Raw genomic sequence first — 16018 nt, forward strand, 5'->3', positions numbered from 1 at the left:
CGACCTGGCGAGGCGATGAGCGACGTCGTCGTCCCCATCAAGCTGGCGTGCATCGACCTCGCCGGCACAACGATCGGTGACATCGCCATGGTCGAGCGCGCGTTCGCCGAAGCGATCGCCACTCAGGGCATCGTCCCCGGGACCGGGGCCTATGCGCGTGCCATGGTTCACGTGCACCGGTCCCGGGGCTGCCCCAAGATCGAGGTCTTCCGCGGGATCTTCCCCGGGAACGAGGCGCAGGCACAGGCGGCCAACCTGACCTTCGAGCGTGCCTACGCGGGTGCGCTGGATCGGGCCGGGCTCGTTCCCGTGCCCGGGGCGGTCGAGGCGCTGGACAAGTTGCGTGGGTCCGGGGTGCGGCTTGCCCTGATCACCGGGTTCAGCCGGGCCACCTTAGGCCGGGTGCTCGGGGTGCTTGGCTGGCATGATCGGGTGGATCTGGCGATCTGTCCCGAGGACGCCGGGGGGCGGGGGCGGCCTTGGCCGGACATGGTGCTGCATGCCGTACTGGGGCTTGGGGTTGAAGACGTACGGCAGGTTGCCGTGGTCGGGGACTCCGAGAGTGACATGTTGTGCGGGCGGAGGGCTGGGGCTTCGGTGGTGGCCGGAGTGATGACCGGGGCACACAGCCGGGAGCGCCTCCTCAAGGGCGGGGCCACGCACATCCTTGACTCGATCGCCGACCTGCCTGATTTGATCTTGAGCGAAGACTTGGGGACGCACCAGGTAGCCGCTGCGGGCCGGTAAGCTAGTGCGTCGTAGGGGCCTTAGCTCAGCTGGCAGAGCGCCTGCTTTGCAAGCAGGATGTCAGGAGTTCGAATCTCCTAGGCTCCACAAGCACGGTCTTGCCCTCTGCGCCCTTCGGGCGTGGGGGGCAAGGCTGTTTCTCCAGTCGAGCTGAAGCTCGACCCCTGAAGGACCTTCCTACGGTCGGACTGCCTTCTTAGGTCCCGCCCGTTGCCCAGCTAAGTGGTCAGCCAGTTGGATCCCACCCCGACCCATCGGTGCTCCGCTTCGCTCCGCGCGCTTCCCTCAAGCGAGCTTGCGCCCCATCGTGCCCATCCTGGATGCCTTCCTGACCGGCACCTGGTGACGATGGCAAAGGGGTCGACCGGCTGGATGCGCCGTCGGTCAGGAGCGATACGCGCGGATACCGGAACATCCGGCAGATTCCATTGCCGATGGTCTGTGGAAGTGCAGCTCCGTCAGGTTCATCTCTTTCAGCGCGTCGGCACAGCGCACCTCGGCGTCGAGTTCTAGGGGCAGCTCGCGGGCGCAAAGGGGCGGGGGCTTGCTGTCTGCGCTACAGCAAGCCTCCGCGTTGAGAGACGCGGCGACACCGGACACCCGATGTCAGTGCCGCCGCGTCCGTCTATCGAGCCTCGCCGCATAGCAGCGCGGCCCAGAGCGTTTCGGCCTCGTTGAACGTCCAGCGGAAGGTCTCGTGGATCACGGGCTTGGCCCTCCTGCGACTGGTTCGGCGAATGTGCGCCTGGCCTCCGGCGTGGCACAGTTCGTACACCGTGGGACGGCAGTCACAGGTCCAAGCGACCACTCGAACGCGATCTTCCCTGGTGACCGCCCTGCGCCAAACGATCTGGACGTTGCGCTGCTGTGCAGGAGCAGCGTGCGGGCTGAAGCACTCCGACAGCGTGATCACGATGCACACACCGACCCGGTGCCCGAGCACGGCAGACAGGTCGCTCGCTGTCGTACGCTGCGACCGGCGTGGGCCGTACTCTCCACCACCAGGGCGCGACGCAGGCTCAGATACTTCCAGCCTCTCCCCGAACACGATCCACACTGCGCAGTCATAGAACGAGGATTTCCCGATCACCTGTCGCGTCTCGACCGCGCGCACGTCCCGCTTGTGATCACCGCGTCCCTGTTCGTCTCGTCTTTGTCTCCTCTTCGCCCCTCTCAGTCGTTAGCCTGATCAGACAAGGGACCCCAGCCCGAGGCGTGGATTCATGACAGACCAGCAGATCCTGTTGAAGACACTCCTGAAGCAGCGTCATTGGCAGACGTACAGCACGTTCTGCAAGGAGTACGACAGGGCCGCGAAGAAGGTCGACCCGTCCTTGCAGGGTGGCTACCCCAGCCGCGCGCAGCTCCACCGGTGGTTGACCGGCGAACTCAAGGGCCTGCCGTACTCCGACCACTGCCGCGTCCTGGAGGCCATGTTCCCCGGCCAGAGCGCCCATGAGTTGTTCGCCGTCAACGGCGACGCCGTCCCTGCTCCGCGCGGCGAACCCCAGCCGCCGGCCGAGTCCACGCCCACACCACAGCTCGCCGACATAACCGCTGTGTTCAGCAGTCGTTCGGCGTTCTCATCCGCCTATCCGGCGTCAGAGTTGTTCGGCCAGGCCAAGGAGATATGCGCGGCCGGGCTCTCGCTCAACGTGCTGTGCCAGAGCTACCCAGATCATCAGCTCAAGCGCCTACTGGAGTCGGGCACCCGGATTCGCTGCCTCTTCCTTGACCCCAAAGGCTCCGCCATCCGCGCCCGCGAGGACGAAGAGCGCTACACGGACGGCACGCTCACGACGTTGACCGCGCTCAACATCACGATGCTGACGCGACTCCGGGACCGGCTCACGCCCGAAGCGGCTCAGCGCCTTGAGCTCCACGTCTACGACGAGACGATCCGGTTCAACATTCTCCTCATCAACCGGGCAACCTGCGTCGTCCAGCCCTACCTCCCGCAGGCGCGTGGCGTCGACTCCCCTACGTTTGTGATCACAGACAACACCGCCGCGGAGGGGCTGTTCCCCGTCTTCGATCAGGTGTTCAACGAGATGTGGGAGCGGAGCAGACCTGCATGACCATAGACACCCGAACGCTTCTCCCGATCGCCGAACAAGCCGTCACCATGGCCAGCGAGATCATCCGGACCAAGCTGCCCGGCATCATCACCCCTAAAGGCGACCGCGACATGGCCACCGAGGTGGACTACGCCGTCGAGGAAGCTGTACGCGAGTTCCTCGCCACCGAGACGCCCGAGATCGGGTTCTTGGGCGAGGAGGAAGGCATCACTCACGCGGGCACCGGCCTGATGTGGGCGCTCGATCCAGTCGACGGAACCGCCAACTTCCTTCACCGGCTCCCCTTGTGCGGGGTCTCTCTGGGCCTGGTCGACAAGGACGCACCCACGCTTGGCGTGATCGAGCTGCCATTGCTTGATGCCCGCTACAGCGCCGCAATCGATGGCGGAGCCAACCTCAACGGCGAGCACATCCGTGTCAGCGACACCAGCGACCTCGACGCCGCCATCGTGGCACTCGGCGACTACGCAGTGGGCACCGATGCCGAGAAGCGGAACAAGCCCCGACTCGCGCTCACGCACGAACTCGCCGCGCGCGTTCAGCGGGTCCGCATGTTCGGCTCAGCCGCCATCGATCTGGCCTGGGTCGCCGAAGGCAAGATCGACGCCAACATCATGCTCAGCAACAACCCCTGGGACACAGCCGCCGGCGTCCTCATCGCCAGAGAAGCAGGCGCCATCGTCGTCGACACCGATGGCAGCCCACACACCATGAACGCCCGAGCCACCATCGCCGCTAGTCCCAAACTCATCGCCGACCTCGTCGAACTGATCGCCGAAGCCCAGAAGGCGGCCAAGGCATAGCGCCAGCACTGCCGAATTGTTCTTGTAGGAATCAAGGGCGGCGCAAGCGCCGCCACGCGGCCCTGCGCGTGCGGCCTGGAGGCCGTTCTCGCGCACGGCCGTGCTCGGGCCACAGCGCGTGTGGTCCATATCCGTAATCTACTGAGCGGTAGCGCGACATGCCTGCACGATCTACTCTCATCGTAGTCAACGCCCCGGTGGACTATCGAGGATGGCTGTGAGTAGAGACTTTGGTGTAGAGCTTCGCGAGAACGCGGCCACTATCGACCAAGGGCAAACAGTTCTTCGAGGATTCCGGACCTACCGTCGTCTCCGCGCGATTTGGCTGATAGCTAGTCTCGGAGCGGTCGGCTTTCTTGGTTGGGCGATGTTTGTAGGCGTTTGGAACAACTACAGAGCACCTTTCACTATTCTAGGAACGCTCGCGGCTTCAGTTTCCACTGCATTAGCTGCGTGGCACCTCATCAAGAGTCGACCTGAGATCGACGAGATCTCGTTCAAATTGAGCGAACTCAGGGCTCAACGAATCCGCCTTGCCGCAGAGCAGGCGGCAAACCCAGTCGCTGCACTACGGATCTACCGTGTATCGGCCCTGGACGACGTACAAGATCTTGAGCAGCGCGCCAAGCGCAATCGAAGCATTGCGAACATCTTTCAATGGATAATCATCATTGGCTCGATCGGTGCCACCAGCCTTACTGGCATTGCAGCAACCAATACTGATATTCAAGCAGGCTTCCGTTGGGCAGCAGCGATAATTAGCGCGCTGGTCAGCATCTCAGCAGGAGCATCCGGATTCTTCAAATTTCGCGAGCGAAGCTTCGGTCAGCAACAAACAGCAGACGCCATCAAGCGGCATTATAAAGCTGCCGAGCTCCGTATCGGCGAGTACGACGAGGCGGACGAAGAAGTAGTCCTCTCACGGTTTGCGAACAACGTCGAATCGCTCAAGGACGAGCAACGTAAGCGGGAACTGCAACTCGAAGATTCACCCGAACGGCGCGATCAGCGGGAGATCTAACAAGGCGACTCCGGCGGGGGCGCTCCGGCTCCGGGATGATTCGAGGGTACAGAACCCGGAGTCCGTGAACGGCTGAGGTGGGGCTTGATCATCCCGCCCAGCGTTGGCGAGTTTCTCGAAGCTTGGGCCGCCTGGCTCCAGGACGGAAGTATCCGCGACGGAGCGCCATTCGCCGGTGACGTCGATCCACTGACGTAGCAGACCCTAGCCCTCCAACTTCATGTCGCCAAGATCTACGAATGAAGAACCATAAGCTACGTTGTCCAAGGCGTGCCAGGCGGTTATCGAATCTGGGACAACGAGGCGCGTCGCTGGTGGGGCGACCTGTATAAGCTCTGCCCGGACGATCTGCTCTATGAGCTGAACGGTGCGCGACTACGACAAGACCACCGATCTGCTAGCTCGATCACTTCTACGTCACCTGCCACGACCGCACGGAGCGGGACGGCGCGCCACATGCCCCCGTGAGGTGCTTGGCAGCCTACTTCTTGATCCAGCGACCCCACGCCGACCTATGCCTTCGGACATCGATGGAAACCCCGCATGAGGTACACCTTTCGCTATACCGTCTGACGTGGCAGACGAGTGAGACGTCTACATCGTCGACAAGTACATCGTCGACAAGGTGCGCGAGTGGATCGAGCGGCTCGACGCCGATACGCATAGGCGAGTTGTACAAGCAATCGACGCCCTCGCCGAAGGAGGACCCGGTCTGGGACGGCCGCTGGTCGATACGATCACTGCGTCACATCTGCAGAACTTGAAAGAACTTCGACCGGGCACCGTGCGAATCTTGTTCGCGTTCGACCCGTGGCGGTCCAGCATCTTCCTAGTCGCAGGTGACAAAGCCGGACAGTGGAATGCCTGGTACCAGCAGGCCATACCACTCGCCGAGCGGCGCTACGAGATCTACGTGAAGGAACGGCAGGCAGAGGAGGGCGGTGCGTGATGGGATATTCGCGCTGGAAGGATATTCGTGCCGAGCATGTCGAGCGTGCCGGCGGCGAGGACGCTGTTGAGGCTGGCAAGCAGGAACTGCTCGCCAAGGTGCAAGGACACCGGCTTGCTGAAATCCGTCGTAGCCGAGGGTTGACGCAGCAAGACATCGCGGAGCGCATGGGGGTCACCAAGGGCCGAATTTCACAGATCGAGCAAGGCAAGATCTCCGGACAGGACGTCCTCGCCCGATACGCCACTGCTCTGGGCGGTCGGCTTCACCAGTCAATCTACTTTGACGACGGCGATATCGCTGCTATCGCCTGAGACGGGCGATACTTCGATGAGGCAAGTGGGGCCGTAAATTCGGTGGCCCAAAAGGATGTGTTCGGGGATGCTGAAGTCATGGCTGATGATCAGATAGTTGTGACGGTCCGCGCGTTGATCAATCAGCACGACCCCGAAGGTTTGCTGGCCGCTGGGGCTCCTGACGATGAATACGACCCCGAAGTGAGTGATCTCGCTGCTCTGGTGTGCGGTAAGGACGAGATCACCGCCGCGGCTGTCGGCTCCGTCTGGAACCGATGGTTCAACATGTCCCCGAACTGGTGCACCCGCGAACCCGAGCAGGTCAATCAGATTGCCGCCGCACTTGCGAGACTGCGTGACCAGCGAGATCAATCGGCTCCACGTTAGCCCGATCTCGGCTGCGTTCCAGGTCCGCGATCATCTCCGGGCAGATATCCCTGAGGCGGAGTCTTCAAATGCGCTGCCCGGTCACATCAATGAAGGGACCGGGCAGCGGGACGTCACGCCGGGCCGTACCCGTTGCCCGTAGGCGGCTCTTCCGAGTCCTCGTCGAAGTACACGGTCATGAACGGCCAGGAATCGCCGTCCTCATCGGTGTCGGTGTGAAAGACCAGATCGCGGATCTCGATGTCGCCCATCTCCTCAAGCGTGGCCGCGAGCCTGCGCAGCAACATGGGCACGTCTTCCTGCCCTTCGCCCCGAGGGTTGTTCAGCGAGAAGTGCCGCGTGTGGTACCCGACCTGGTCAGCCATCTACTTTCCCTTTCCGGCCGCGCATGCGCGCATTCCGGTCGCCCTGGAATCCTTCTGTTCCTGCAATGTCCTCACGACGGCCGGCAACGATCCAGCGCCGCCCTGGCCAACCTACCGAGCCAGGCGGGACCCACCGTCTACCACCGCCGCGACCCATCAGGATTGTGCGTAGGACCGTTGTACCCCTGGTCCGCGATATTGCTGCCGTCCTGCTGCGCCTGTTGCTGCTGGCGCTCTTGCCGTTCGCGAGCCCGCTTCTCCCTTCTGGTCTCCTTCGCAGGAGTCTCCTGGGGGGTGGTATCCCTGTCACGCTTCTGCGCGTTCCGCCCGCCCTGGAATTTCTCTTCCCGCTTTTGCTTCTGCTGCGCGCTGTTGAAGGCCGAGCGGTCATAGGGCTTCCCGGCCTCCTTGGCCGCCACCGCCTCTTGTTCTTTCTTGCTGAGTCCCTGATTGGTCTCGGTACGCCCGCGTCCACCGCCACGTCCGCCCCTGCCACCGCGCTGCAGGATGCCGGGGTTGTCGTCAAAAGCGTTCTTGCCCCGGGGAATCGGCATCCGGGCAGTGCCGGCGCCCGCCAGCGCGGGACTGCCTGGTCCTCCAGGAAGGCGCATCCTCTCGGCGGCGCGGTCCAAAGGCCCCTTCAGCCGCGTCATCATCACCGGACCGAGGCGTTTTTCGACGCCCTCGGCAACCTCCCGGACGATCCTCATGCCCGCGTTCCGCGTCGCGATCAGGGTCTGGATCGTCGAGGCTCCACCCGCGGGCCCGAGCAGCGAGTTGTACGCGAGTCGCACCGTGGCGACGGACAGGACCGTGGCGACCGCGATCTTCGTACCCGTCGCCACGCCGCCGATGCCGTCCAGCGCGACCGGTGCGACCTTCGCCGCCGTGGAGATCTGCGCCATGTGGCCGGACTCGCTGCCGGTCTGTTTCCAGTAGTTCTGGAGTTGGGTGGATCCTGCGCCCTTGTACGCCTCCGACGTGCCCCGCACGGTCGTGTCGGCCCCGCCGACAACCTTCTCGGAACCGGCGTTCGCGACACGGACCGCATCGCCGTGGGCGCGGATGATGTCCTCGTTGACGTTCGGAAACCACACGCCCGACAGGTCGCTGACCAGTTGCAGCGCCGGTGGCAGCATCAGGGCCATCAGTCGGCCTGCGGCATCTGGCTGGCGTGCTCGGCGGCCTCGAGGTTACGCGACGTCCGGACGATGCCGTCGCCGGTGCCGTACATCACGCTTGACTCGGCGCTTCTGGCCTCGATCATGGAATTGCAGCAGTCGGCCCACACCTTGCGCAGCATCGCGAAGATCGGGTCCGGCCCCCACGACTCAACGCTGCACTCTCGTAGCCGCTGAACTGCCGCGTCGTGCTCGGCGGCATGTCCGTGCACGTGTGACGCCTGCTGCTCCAGTGTCCATCTGCTCGCCTGCAACTCCGAACTCATGGCTTGACAATAGTCCCACAAGCCTCACAAGACGCATGAAAACCGCGCATTCCGGCCGTGGGTCCCGGTCTCAGTCGAGAAGGCTTCTGGCTTGCTGCTGGAGGGCCGCGAGGTCGAAAGACGTACCTGGAAGCGCTTCCTGGAGCGCCTCCTGGAGAAGGGTCTCGGCCTGCAGTTGAGCATTCTGCTGCGCCCGGCTCACCGCCAGCAGAATCTGCTCCGACAGCGCCCCACTGCCACTTTTGACCGCGCGTGGATCAAGCGTGACCTTTGTCACCAGGCCATCGGACGCCACGGTCGCGCGCACGTACCCGCGATCGTCCTCGCCCGTGCCGACGATCTCCGCGAGTTGCTCTTCCCTGGCCGCCAGTAGGTCCTGGAACCTGTTGAGCTGCTCCTCGGCCTTGTCGATGTCCTGTTGGCGGAGGTCGCTCGGATCGACGTTGTACCCGAACATCACGACTGCCGGTAAATGTCGCGGGCGGCGGCCTCCACCCGTTCGCGGACAAACGTCTCGTCCAGCACCTGAGGAGCGCCCGCCACAGCGGCCGCGCCCTCAAGAATCTCGCCGGTACGGCGGGCGGCGTCCTGCTGCGCCAGCCGGATCGCCTCGGTGACCTCGTCGCCGAGATCCGCCGAACTGAGTCGGAGCGCCCGCGGGTTGATGTCGACCCCGGTCAGGGAGCCGCTGCTGTCGGCCGTCGCACGGACCAGCCCCTGGGCGGCTTCACCCGTTCCCGAGACCTCTCCGAGCAGCAGTTTCGCCTCGCGCAGCCGGCTCAGCGCCGTCTCGGTCTGCTCGATGACCTGCTCCATGTAGTAGGCATCTTCGCCGGGCTCGGGCGGCAAGGGCATGTCCAGATCCCCCGATCGCTGATCGCCGTTAACGGTACTCATGGTGACATAGAGACAACTGGGATACGCCCCGAGGGCAGAACTACCAGGGCCTCGGCCGCCTGAACGGCATCACCGTGGGAGTCTCCACGACACGGGGGATCTCCCCTACTGCTCGACTCCGTTTGAATCGTTCTGCCGCTTGAGCGAGCGAATGTAGCCCCATCGCCAGATGAAGATCGCGCCGATCAGCCAGAAGAAGGCGAGCGTGAGAGGGCGCACTGTGAGGTACGTCGCGGTGATCTCTGCCGGTCCTTTGGTGAAGTAGTCGACGACCAGCGTCACCACGAAGAGGGCCACCACGCAGGCGGTCAACTTGAGCAGGTGGATGAGTGACTCCCTGTGCCAGCCCTTCGGCCGAACCTCCACGCCGTTCACCCCTTCACCGTGAAGCACGGCTCCAACCTAGCGCCTCCGACGGGCTCCCAGTCGACCTGGCCGCCCTTGATCCGCGACAATCATCTGGTGCGCCTCTTATTCAAATCGGTTTTGGCGGGGTTCGGGGTGGCAGTCGCATTCCTGCTCCTCTCCCAGTGGCCGGTCGATGATTCGCAAGATGAACTCCGGCTGGCAGCCGCGTTGATGATCGCGCCGTTCCCCTTGAGCCTGCTGGGCGCGCTACTGGCCCGCCTGCCGCACTGGCCTGTTGCGGGATTGCTGGCGCCCTTCGCCATGCTGGTCATCCTCCACTTCCAGCCGGCCTACGATGCGTGGATACCCGATGAACGCCTCGCATTCGTGTTCCTCTTGGGTGTCCCCGTCGTGGCCGGCTTCACGCTAACGGCGCTGGTTTGTGCGCTGGCCTTCAGGGAGAGTACGCCAGAGAATGCGGCGCGCCTGCAGGCATAAAGGGGGGTTGATTGTGCGCCTGCCAAAGGTTATTGCGGAATGGTTCTGGCGCCTGCGGCAGCGATCACTAGCCAACCGGCGTCTGACAAGGCTTGTTTTCCGGTTTCGGCTCATTGTGCCCGAGCCTCTCCGACTGCTGCTTTTGCATTCGGCCGGATCCAGGTCACGCATCGTCACTGCGACCACAGGCCGTTCGGGACCAGATAGCGCTCCGCGTCGCGGTCGCCTGTGGAGGAGGGCGTAATGGCAGTCCAGGCGTGGCAGGTAATGGTCCAGGTACGCGGTCAGGATCTCCACGTCCCGGGGTTCGGCGAAGCGGGCCAGTGCGAAGCAGTATCCGGCTCCGGCGTGGACGAGTTTGCTTTCCAGGATGCGTCCTTGGCCAGGGCTCGGCCCGGCATGACGTAGCGCTTGATGGTGGCCGTTTGCTTGGTCTGGAGGAATGAGGGTGTCATGCCGCTGTCCGCAGGGGGTTCATCGCCGGGCTTTGAAGGCGTGGAGTACGCGGGCCGTCGGGTCTGGTGACGAGGTGTCGCGGAGGCGGTCGGTGAGGAGGAAGCCGGGCAGGTCGAAGTCGGATTCGGCTTCACTCAGGAAGAAGGAGCCGCCGACGTGGTCGGGGTTCCAGCCTTGGGCGAGGGCGTGGGTGATGAGCTGGAGGACGTCCGCGGGGGTCGGGTGGCTGTCGTCGGTGGCGCAGCCCCATGGCAGGACGGCCTTGGACAGCAGGTCCGCGTGGAGCGCCTGGCTGTTCTTGCCCGCGCCCCAGACCCGCACGCGTACACATCTGTGGCAGTCGGAGTCACCGGACACGTGGGAGAGCCGGGCGGTCCAGATGTAGTCCCGCCCGGCCGCGTGCAGTCTTCGCGTTCTTGCTCGCATGATGAGACGGTCTCCGGAGACCGTCGCGCGGTCAGCCGCAGTGTTCGAACGGGCTGGTGTACGCGCTGCTGCCCACCGAACCACCCCACCGGACGCACTGCTTGGCCGCGTTGGACCGTACCGGCCCGGCGTAGTAGCCGTAGTTGCCGGAGTCGGTCGCCCGGCGCTCGCCCTGGGGCTCCAGGAAGGCGGAGACGGCCGTGGACTTGCCGATGTTGGACGACTTCATCGTGACGACGCAGTTGTTCCCGTTGCCCGCGTTGTACAGCAGGTAGGTGCGGCCACCGGCCAGCGCCGCCGAGTCGATCACCGCGTAGCCGCTGCCGCACGCCCGCTCGGGCGTGTAGGGGTTGCCGGGGTTGGTGGGGTTGCCGCTTCCGCCGCCACACCCGTTGGTGCTCTTGACGGGCTTCTTCTGGCCCAGGGACACGGTCACGCCGTCCACGGTCGGGCTGGTGTCCATCGAGCCGCCGGCGGTCCGCTGCTCGTAGTGCAGGTGCGGGCCCTTGGCTCCGCCGGTCGCGCCGACTGCGCCGATGGCGGTGCCCTGGGCGACGCTCATCGAGCCGCCGGCGCCCCTGACCATGCTGGACAGGTGCGCGTACCGCGTCCTGCTGCCGTCGCTGTGCCGGATCTCCACCCACTTGCCGTAGCTGGTGCCGCCGGCGTCGTGGAAGTAGGCGGTGCCGGCGGCGGTGGCGCGTACCTGCTCGCCGTTGACGCCGTCGCCGTTGTAGTCCTGCCAGTCGATGGAGCCGGCCGGGTTGTGGGTCGGCTTCCAGTTGTTGGCGTTGAAGGTCTTCCCGCAGTTGAACGGGCTCTTGTGGGACACGGCCGCGACCTGTGCGGAGGCGGCCTGGGGAATCGTGGCGGCGGCGAGCGCGCAAATGGCGGTGACGGTCGCGGACTTGATGAGCTTCGGCCAGGTCATGCGCATGCTCACCTCTCTGAAGGCCCGTTTCGGGGGATACGGCCAGGGCGATCATGAACATAGTGGCGAAGGTTGTCTTCATTCAATCTTTGTCGAATGAAATTTTGTGGCTCTTAATCTCGCGGTCCCAAATACCTGGAGAGATTGACTGGCTACGGACTGTCTCGTACGTTCCATTCAGGTGCAAGGAGGCGACCTGAATGGAACAGTCCAGCACCACCTGGCCCTGGCCGGACCTGCCGCCGGGCCCCCTCGGCTCACCCTCGCCCGACCTGCCCCGGCGCCATGCCGAGGCGCCCCTGGAACCGACGACGATGCCGAGCGGCGACAAGATCGTGATGGCCGTCCGGTACGACGACGTCCGCACCCTCATGACCTCACCGGCGTGCAGCCGGAACCTGCGGACCCCCGGTCTGCCCAGGATGGTCACCGGGACCAGCGTGGACGACGACCCCGCCGCCCTGATCAACCAGGACCCGCCGGAGCACACGCGGTACCGCCGGATCATGCAGGGCACGTTCACCCCCCGGCACATCGAACGCTGGCGGCCGCGCGCCGCGGCCATCGCGGGCGAGCTGCTGGACCGGGCGGGCACGGAGTTCGACGTGGTGACCGACTTCGCGCTGCCGCTGCCGGCCCGGGTGATCTGCGAGATGCTCGGCGTCCCCATGGACCGCTTCGACCAGTTCCGCGGCTGGACGGAGACGTTCCTGTCCACCTCCGACGCGAGCGCCGAGGCCAGGGGCGCGCACTTCGCGGCGTTCCTGGACTACGCCCGCGAGCTCATCGCCACCCACCGGGCCGCTCCCGGCGACGACCTGCTCGACCTGCTCATCGCGGCCCGCGACGACGGCGACAGGCTCAGCGAGGACGAGCTGACCAACATGGTGTTCACGCTGATCCTGGCGGGGCACGAGACCACCGCCTCGATCATCATCAGGGGCGTGTTCCGCCTGCTGAGCCATCCCGGGCAGTACGGGCAACTGGCGGCGTACCCGGAACTGCTTGAGCCCGCGGTGGAGGAGATCCTGCGGTACGAGGGGTCGGGCGGCAACGGGCTCCTGCGGCTGGTGACCAGGGACGTCGAGCTGTCCGGCGGGGTGGTGCCCGGCGGGACCGTCGTGCTGCCGAACCCGTCGGCCGCCAACCACGATCCGGCCGTGTACGCCGACCCGGGCCGGTTCGACATCCGGCGCTTCGCCACCGCGCCACCCCATCCGCACCTGTCCTTCGGGCACGGCACGCACTACTGCCTGGGTGCGAACCTGGCGCGGATGGAACTGCAGGAGGCGTTCCGCGCGATGACCGGGCGGCTGCCGGGGCTGCGGGCGCTGGAGGATCTCGCGGCGGTGCGGTGGAGCTCGGACGGGCTGATCTACCGGCCGCTCCGGCTGCCGGTCGCCGCCTCGTAGGCGGGTCCCAGGTCCACCCACAGGGAGCGCAGGCCGCGCAGGCGGTCGCTGCGCGTCCAGACGGGCGGGTGGCCGGGGGCTCGGGTGAAGGAGGGGAAGCGGGCCAGCAGCATGGTGAAGGCGATCTCGGCCTCCATCCTGGCCAGAGGCGCGCCGAGGCAGTGGTGGATTCCGTGGCCGAAGCCGAGATGGCCGGCCGCGGGCCGCCTGATGTCGAGGGCGTCGGGGTCGGGGAAGCGGGCCGGGTCGCGGTTGGCCGCGAGCAACGACACCTGGACGACCTCGCCGGCCGGGATCTCGGCGCCGCCGTAGGACACGGGCTCGGTCGTGACGCGGAAGCTCGCCTGGCCGACCGGCCCGTCGAAGCGCAGGAACTCCTCGACCGCGGCCGGGACCAGGGACGGGTCGGCGCGCAGCGCGGCGAGCTGGCCGGGGTGGTCGAACAGGGCGTTCAGGGCGTTGCAGATCAGGTTGACGGTGGTCTCGTACCCGGCGACGAGCAGCAGGAACGCGGTGGCGATCAGCTCGCGCTCGGTGAGGGCGTCGCCCTCGTCGCGCGCCTGGACCAGCGCCGACAGCATGTCCTCGCCCGGGTCGGCGCGCTTGGCGGCGACCAGCGCCGTCAGGTACCCGACCATCGCGCCGGTCGCCGCCGCCTTGTCCTCGGCGGGCGCGTGGCCGATGAGCGTGTCGGTCCAGTCCTGGAAGTCGCCGCGCTCGTCCTCGACGATGCCGAGCAGCTCGCAGATCACCGTGATCGGCAGGGGTCCGGCGAACCGGGCCATCAGGTCTACGGCGCCGCCGTCGCGGGCCAGATCGTCCAGCAGCGATCCGGCGATCTCGGCGATCCTCGGCCGGAGCGCGTCGACGGCCTTCGGGCTGAACGCCTTGGCCGCCAGCCGGCGCAGCCGCGTGTGGTCGGGCGGATCGGAGTTGATCATGCTCTGGGTGAGCCACTGGCCGCTGATCATCGGCCGGGACCCGTGCCTGGCCAGCGCGGCCTCGACGGTCGCGGTGGCCTTGGACAGCGCCGGGTCGGCCAGCGCCGCCCGCGCCTCGGCGTAGCCGGTGATCAGCCAGCCGGGGCCGCCGCCCGGCGCGTCGTCCAGCCACAGCACCGGTGACCGGCCGCGCCAGGCGGCGTAGAAGGAGTGCGGATCGTCGTGGAACACGCTCACGGCAGGACCTTGGTCGTCAGCGGGGCCTTGAAGGGCAGGACGAACAGGGGCCCGGTCACCACGGCCTGCTCGCTGCCCGGTCCGAAGGGCAGGTCGGCGATCTGGCGGCAGGTTCCCCGGTCCTCGATCCCGAAGACGGGGCGGCCGTCCTTGCCGATGTTGAAGCGGCCGGTCAGGGAGATGCGGTCGCGCACCCTGCCCCGGCTGTCCACGAAGAAGCCGTGGATGGGGGCGGTGGCGGAGAAACCATTCCGGTCCAGGACTTCCTGGACCAGGTCGGAGATCAGGAAGCGCAGCGTACGGCCTTCCGCGTCGGTCACCGTGCCCTGCAGTTCGCCCAGGAAGGGGGTGAACAGTCCGGGTGCGGCGGCCGCGAAGCCGTCCGGGTACGGCTGGGGCCGCTTGGCGAGCTGCGAGACGCGCCACATGCGGTTGAAGGTGCCGGTGCGGATCGTGTAGGTGCCGTGGTCGCACACGAACGGGCGCAGGGTGCGGCCGGTCAGGTCGATGGACTCGCGGACGATCGGGTTGCCGGTGCTCGGGTCGCCGAAGCGGTCTTCGTCGACGCGTACCGACAGTCTCCTGGGGGTGAGTTTCAGGACGAAGCCGGGGCCCACGGCCCTGACCTGGTGCGCGTTCTCCTTGACGGTCAACCCCGGGGCGCCCGGCTGAGCGGGGAGCGCCAGTGCGGTGAGCAGGGTGACGGCGATCCGTAAGACCATGGGTCCTCCCTCGCGACCCGTTCAGCGTACTCGTCACCGCCTGGCCGTTCCATGCCGTTGTGCCCCCGGGGCCGACCTCAGCGGACCAGCAGCAGTGACTTGCCGACCGTGGCGCGTTCGGCGAGGGAGGTGTGGGCGTCAGCGGCGCGCTCCAGCGGGAACGTGGCGCCGATGCGCGGCGTCATGACGCCCTTCGCGGCCCGATCGAGCGCCTCGGCCAGCATCTCGCGGACCTTGTCCTGCGGCGGCGGGCCCGACTCCAGCGCGTTGTGCACGCGCACGCGGCGCCGCTCGGCGACTTCCGGGTCGATCCGGGCGAAGTCCCCGCCGGAGCTGCCGTAGGAGATGAACCGCCCGCCGTCCGCGGCCGCCTCGAAGGCAGCGAGGCCGAGCTCCCCGCCGACGCCGTCGAAGACGAGGTCGGCGCCGCCGGTGGCCGCGCGCACACGCTGCTGCCAGCCCTCTTCGGAGTAGTCGACGACGACCTCGGCGCCCTGCTCGCGGGCCAGGTCCAGCTTGCGCTCGCCCCGCGCCGCGGCGGCCACCCTGGCTCCGGCGTCGCGGGCCAGTTGTACCAGGAGCGATCCCGCCCCGCCGGACGCCGCGGTGACCAGGACCCACTCGCCCTTCCTGATCGCGCCGTGCCCGGCCAGCATCAGCGCCGTCACCCCGTCATGCAGGACGGCCGCCGCCTCCCGGAACCCCAGCTTGTCCGGCATCGCGACCACCTCGCCGGCCGAGGCGACGATCCGCTCGGCGTAGCCCGTGGACGACCTGGCCACCACCCGCCGTCCGACCCAGGCCGGATCGACGCCGTCGCCGACGGCCGAGACCACGCCCGCGCCGCCACCGCCCGGCACGTAGGGCACCTCGCGCGGGAACCAGTCGCCGCCCCAACCGGCGCGCAGCAGGGTGTCCAGGTAGATGACGTCGGCGACGGCCAGGTCCACGACCATCTCGCCCGCGCCGGGGACGGGGTCGGGCACCTCGACGGGCGTCAGGACATCGGGGCCGCCGAACTCTCGCACATGAATCGCTCTCATGCCCCCTACCCTTC

The 16018-nt window shown here is 66.6% G+C and carries 21 protein-coding genes and 1 tRNA gene; 10 read left to right on the top strand and 12 right to left on the bottom strand.

What is annotated here, in order from left to right:
- Positions 1-15: 15 nt before the first annotated feature.
- The 8 genes from ACIBEJ_RS39605 (at position 16) to ACIBEJ_RS39640 (ending at position 6281) form a co-directional block, all read left to right on the top strand.
- Complete coding sequence (locus tag ACIBEJ_RS39605; protein ID WP_397188093.1) at positions 16-747, top strand: HAD family hydrolase; 732 nt, start codon at positions 16-18, stop codon at positions 745-747.
- A gap of 14 nt (positions 748-761) precedes the next feature.
- A tRNA-Ala gene (locus tag ACIBEJ_RS39610) sits at positions 762-834 on the top strand.
- Positions 835-1970: 1136 nt separating this feature from the next.
- Positions 1971-2825 carry a DUF5919 domain-containing protein gene (locus tag ACIBEJ_RS39615; RefSeq protein ID WP_397188094.1) on the top strand — a complete coding sequence of 285 codons (855 nt, stop codon included), beginning with the start codon at positions 1971-1973 and terminating at the stop codon, positions 2823-2825.
- Positions 2822-3628 carry an inositol monophosphatase family protein gene (locus ACIBEJ_RS39620; RefSeq protein WP_397188095.1) on the top strand — a complete coding sequence of 269 codons (807 nt, stop codon included), beginning with the start codon at positions 2822-2824 and terminating at the stop codon, positions 3626-3628. Before ACIBEJ_RS39615 ends, ACIBEJ_RS39620 begins: the two co-directional genes overlap by 4 nt.
- Positions 3629-3845: 217 nt before the next feature.
- Positions 3846-4649: a DUF4231 domain-containing protein gene (locus ACIBEJ_RS39625; protein ID WP_397188096.1), complete on the top strand. Its 804-nt coding sequence runs from the start codon at positions 3846-3848 to the stop codon at positions 4647-4649.
- 625 nt (positions 4650-5274) lie between these two features.
- Complete coding sequence (locus tag ACIBEJ_RS39630) at positions 5275-5598, top strand: type II toxin-antitoxin system RelE/ParE family toxin (protein ID WP_397188097.1); 324 nt, start codon at positions 5275-5277, stop codon at positions 5596-5598.
- Positions 5598-5912, top strand: a complete 315-nt coding sequence (locus ACIBEJ_RS39635) for a helix-turn-helix domain-containing protein (protein WP_397188306.1) — start codon at positions 5598-5600, stop codon at positions 5910-5912. Before ACIBEJ_RS39630 ends, ACIBEJ_RS39635 begins: the two co-directional genes overlap by 1 nt.
- A 78-nt stretch (positions 5913-5990) precedes the next feature.
- Positions 5991-6281: a hypothetical protein gene (locus ACIBEJ_RS39640; RefSeq protein ID WP_397188098.1), complete on the top strand. Its 291-nt coding sequence runs from the start codon at positions 5991-5993 to the stop codon at positions 6279-6281.
- Positions 6282-6394: 113 nt separating this feature from the next.
- Here ACIBEJ_RS39640 and ACIBEJ_RS39645 read toward each other — a convergent pair whose 3' ends face one another.
- The 6 genes from ACIBEJ_RS39645 to ACIBEJ_RS39670 all read right to left on the bottom strand — a co-directional run bounded on the left by ACIBEJ_RS39645 (position 6395) and on the right by ACIBEJ_RS39670 (position 9365).
- Positions 6395-6646 carry a hypothetical protein gene (locus ACIBEJ_RS39645; RefSeq protein WP_397188099.1) on the bottom strand — a complete coding sequence of 84 codons (252 nt, stop codon included), beginning with the start codon at positions 6644-6646 and terminating at the stop codon, positions 6395-6397.
- A gap of 137 nt (positions 6647-6783) precedes the next feature.
- Complete coding sequence (locus ACIBEJ_RS39650) at positions 6784-7794, bottom strand: hypothetical protein (protein ID WP_397188100.1); 1011 nt, start codon at positions 7792-7794, stop codon at positions 6784-6786.
- Complete coding sequence (locus tag ACIBEJ_RS39655; RefSeq protein ID WP_397188101.1) at positions 7794-8093, bottom strand: hypothetical protein; 300 nt, start codon at positions 8091-8093, stop codon at positions 7794-7796. The genes ACIBEJ_RS39650 and ACIBEJ_RS39655 overlap by 1 nt, the downstream gene beginning before the upstream one ends.
- Positions 8094-8163: 70 nt before the next feature.
- Entirely contained in the window at positions 8164-8550 is a 387-nt protein-coding gene (locus ACIBEJ_RS39660) for a YbaB/EbfC family nucleoid-associated protein (RefSeq protein ID WP_397188307.1), read from the bottom strand.
- The gene (locus ACIBEJ_RS39665) at positions 8550-8948 is read right to left on the bottom strand and encodes a YbaB/EbfC family nucleoid-associated protein (protein WP_397188102.1); all 399 of its coding nucleotides are present in this window, start codon (positions 8946-8948) and stop codon (positions 8550-8552) included. Before ACIBEJ_RS39665 ends, ACIBEJ_RS39660 begins: the two co-directional genes overlap by 1 nt.
- A 147-nt stretch (positions 8949-9095) precedes the next feature.
- Complete coding sequence (locus ACIBEJ_RS39670) at positions 9096-9365, bottom strand: hypothetical protein (protein WP_397188103.1); 270 nt, start codon at positions 9363-9365, stop codon at positions 9096-9098.
- 66 nt (positions 9366-9431) lie between these two features.
- On the opposite strand from ACIBEJ_RS39670, the gene ACIBEJ_RS39675 reads away from it, so the two are divergent.
- The gene (locus tag ACIBEJ_RS39675) at positions 9432-9836 is read left to right on the top strand and encodes a hypothetical protein (RefSeq protein ID WP_397188104.1); all 405 of its coding nucleotides are present in this window, start codon (positions 9432-9434) and stop codon (positions 9834-9836) included.
- On the opposite strand, the gene ACIBEJ_RS39680 is transcribed toward ACIBEJ_RS39675, so the two are convergent.
- Genes ACIBEJ_RS39680 through ACIBEJ_RS39690 form a run of 3 tightly spaced genes read right to left on the bottom strand, consistent with a single transcriptional unit; the run spans position 9765 to position 11649 of the window.
- Positions 9765-10280, bottom strand: coding sequence for a DUF6000 family protein (locus ACIBEJ_RS39680; RefSeq protein WP_397188308.1), 516 nt, complete (start codon positions 10278-10280; stop codon positions 9765-9767). The genes ACIBEJ_RS39675 and ACIBEJ_RS39680 overlap by 72 nt on opposite strands.
- A gap of 30 nt (positions 10281-10310) precedes the next feature.
- Positions 10311-10718 carry a hypothetical protein gene (locus ACIBEJ_RS39685; RefSeq protein WP_397188105.1) on the bottom strand — a complete coding sequence of 136 codons (408 nt, stop codon included), beginning with the start codon at positions 10716-10718 and terminating at the stop codon, positions 10311-10313.
- Positions 10719-10749: 31 nt separating this feature from the next.
- Complete coding sequence (locus ACIBEJ_RS39690) at positions 10750-11649, bottom strand: M23 family metallopeptidase (RefSeq protein WP_397188106.1); 900 nt, start codon at positions 11647-11649, stop codon at positions 10750-10752.
- Positions 11650-11849: 200 nt separating this feature from the next.
- Here ACIBEJ_RS39690 and ACIBEJ_RS39695 point away from each other — a divergent pair, with 200 nt between their 5' ends.
- Positions 11850-13061 carry a cytochrome P450 gene (locus ACIBEJ_RS39695; protein WP_397188107.1) on the top strand — a complete coding sequence of 404 codons (1212 nt, stop codon included), beginning with the start codon at positions 11850-11852 and terminating at the stop codon, positions 13059-13061.
- Here ACIBEJ_RS39695 and ACIBEJ_RS39700 read toward each other — a convergent pair.
- The 3 genes from ACIBEJ_RS39700 to ACIBEJ_RS39710 form a co-directional block, all read right to left on the bottom strand.
- On the bottom strand, positions 13025-14239 hold the full coding sequence (locus ACIBEJ_RS39700; protein ID WP_397188108.1) for a cytochrome P450: 1215 nt from the start codon (positions 14237-14239) through the stop codon (positions 13025-13027). The two genes, ACIBEJ_RS39695 and ACIBEJ_RS39700, sit on opposite strands and share 37 nt — an antisense overlap.
- Entirely contained in the window at positions 14236-14961 is a 726-nt protein-coding gene (locus ACIBEJ_RS39705; RefSeq protein WP_397188109.1) for a hypothetical protein, read from the bottom strand. The genes ACIBEJ_RS39700 and ACIBEJ_RS39705 overlap by 4 nt, the downstream gene beginning before the upstream one ends.
- A gap of 77 nt (positions 14962-15038) precedes the next feature.
- The gene (locus ACIBEJ_RS39710; RefSeq protein WP_397188110.1) at positions 15039-16004 is read right to left on the bottom strand and encodes a zinc-binding dehydrogenase; all 966 of its coding nucleotides are present in this window, start codon (positions 16002-16004) and stop codon (positions 15039-15041) included.
- Positions 16005-16018: the final 14 nt, after the last annotated feature.

This window comes from Nonomuraea sp. NPDC050790, from assembly GCF_044456745.1.
GTDB lineage: Bacteria > Actinomycetota > Actinomycetes > Streptosporangiales > Streptosporangiaceae > Nonomuraea.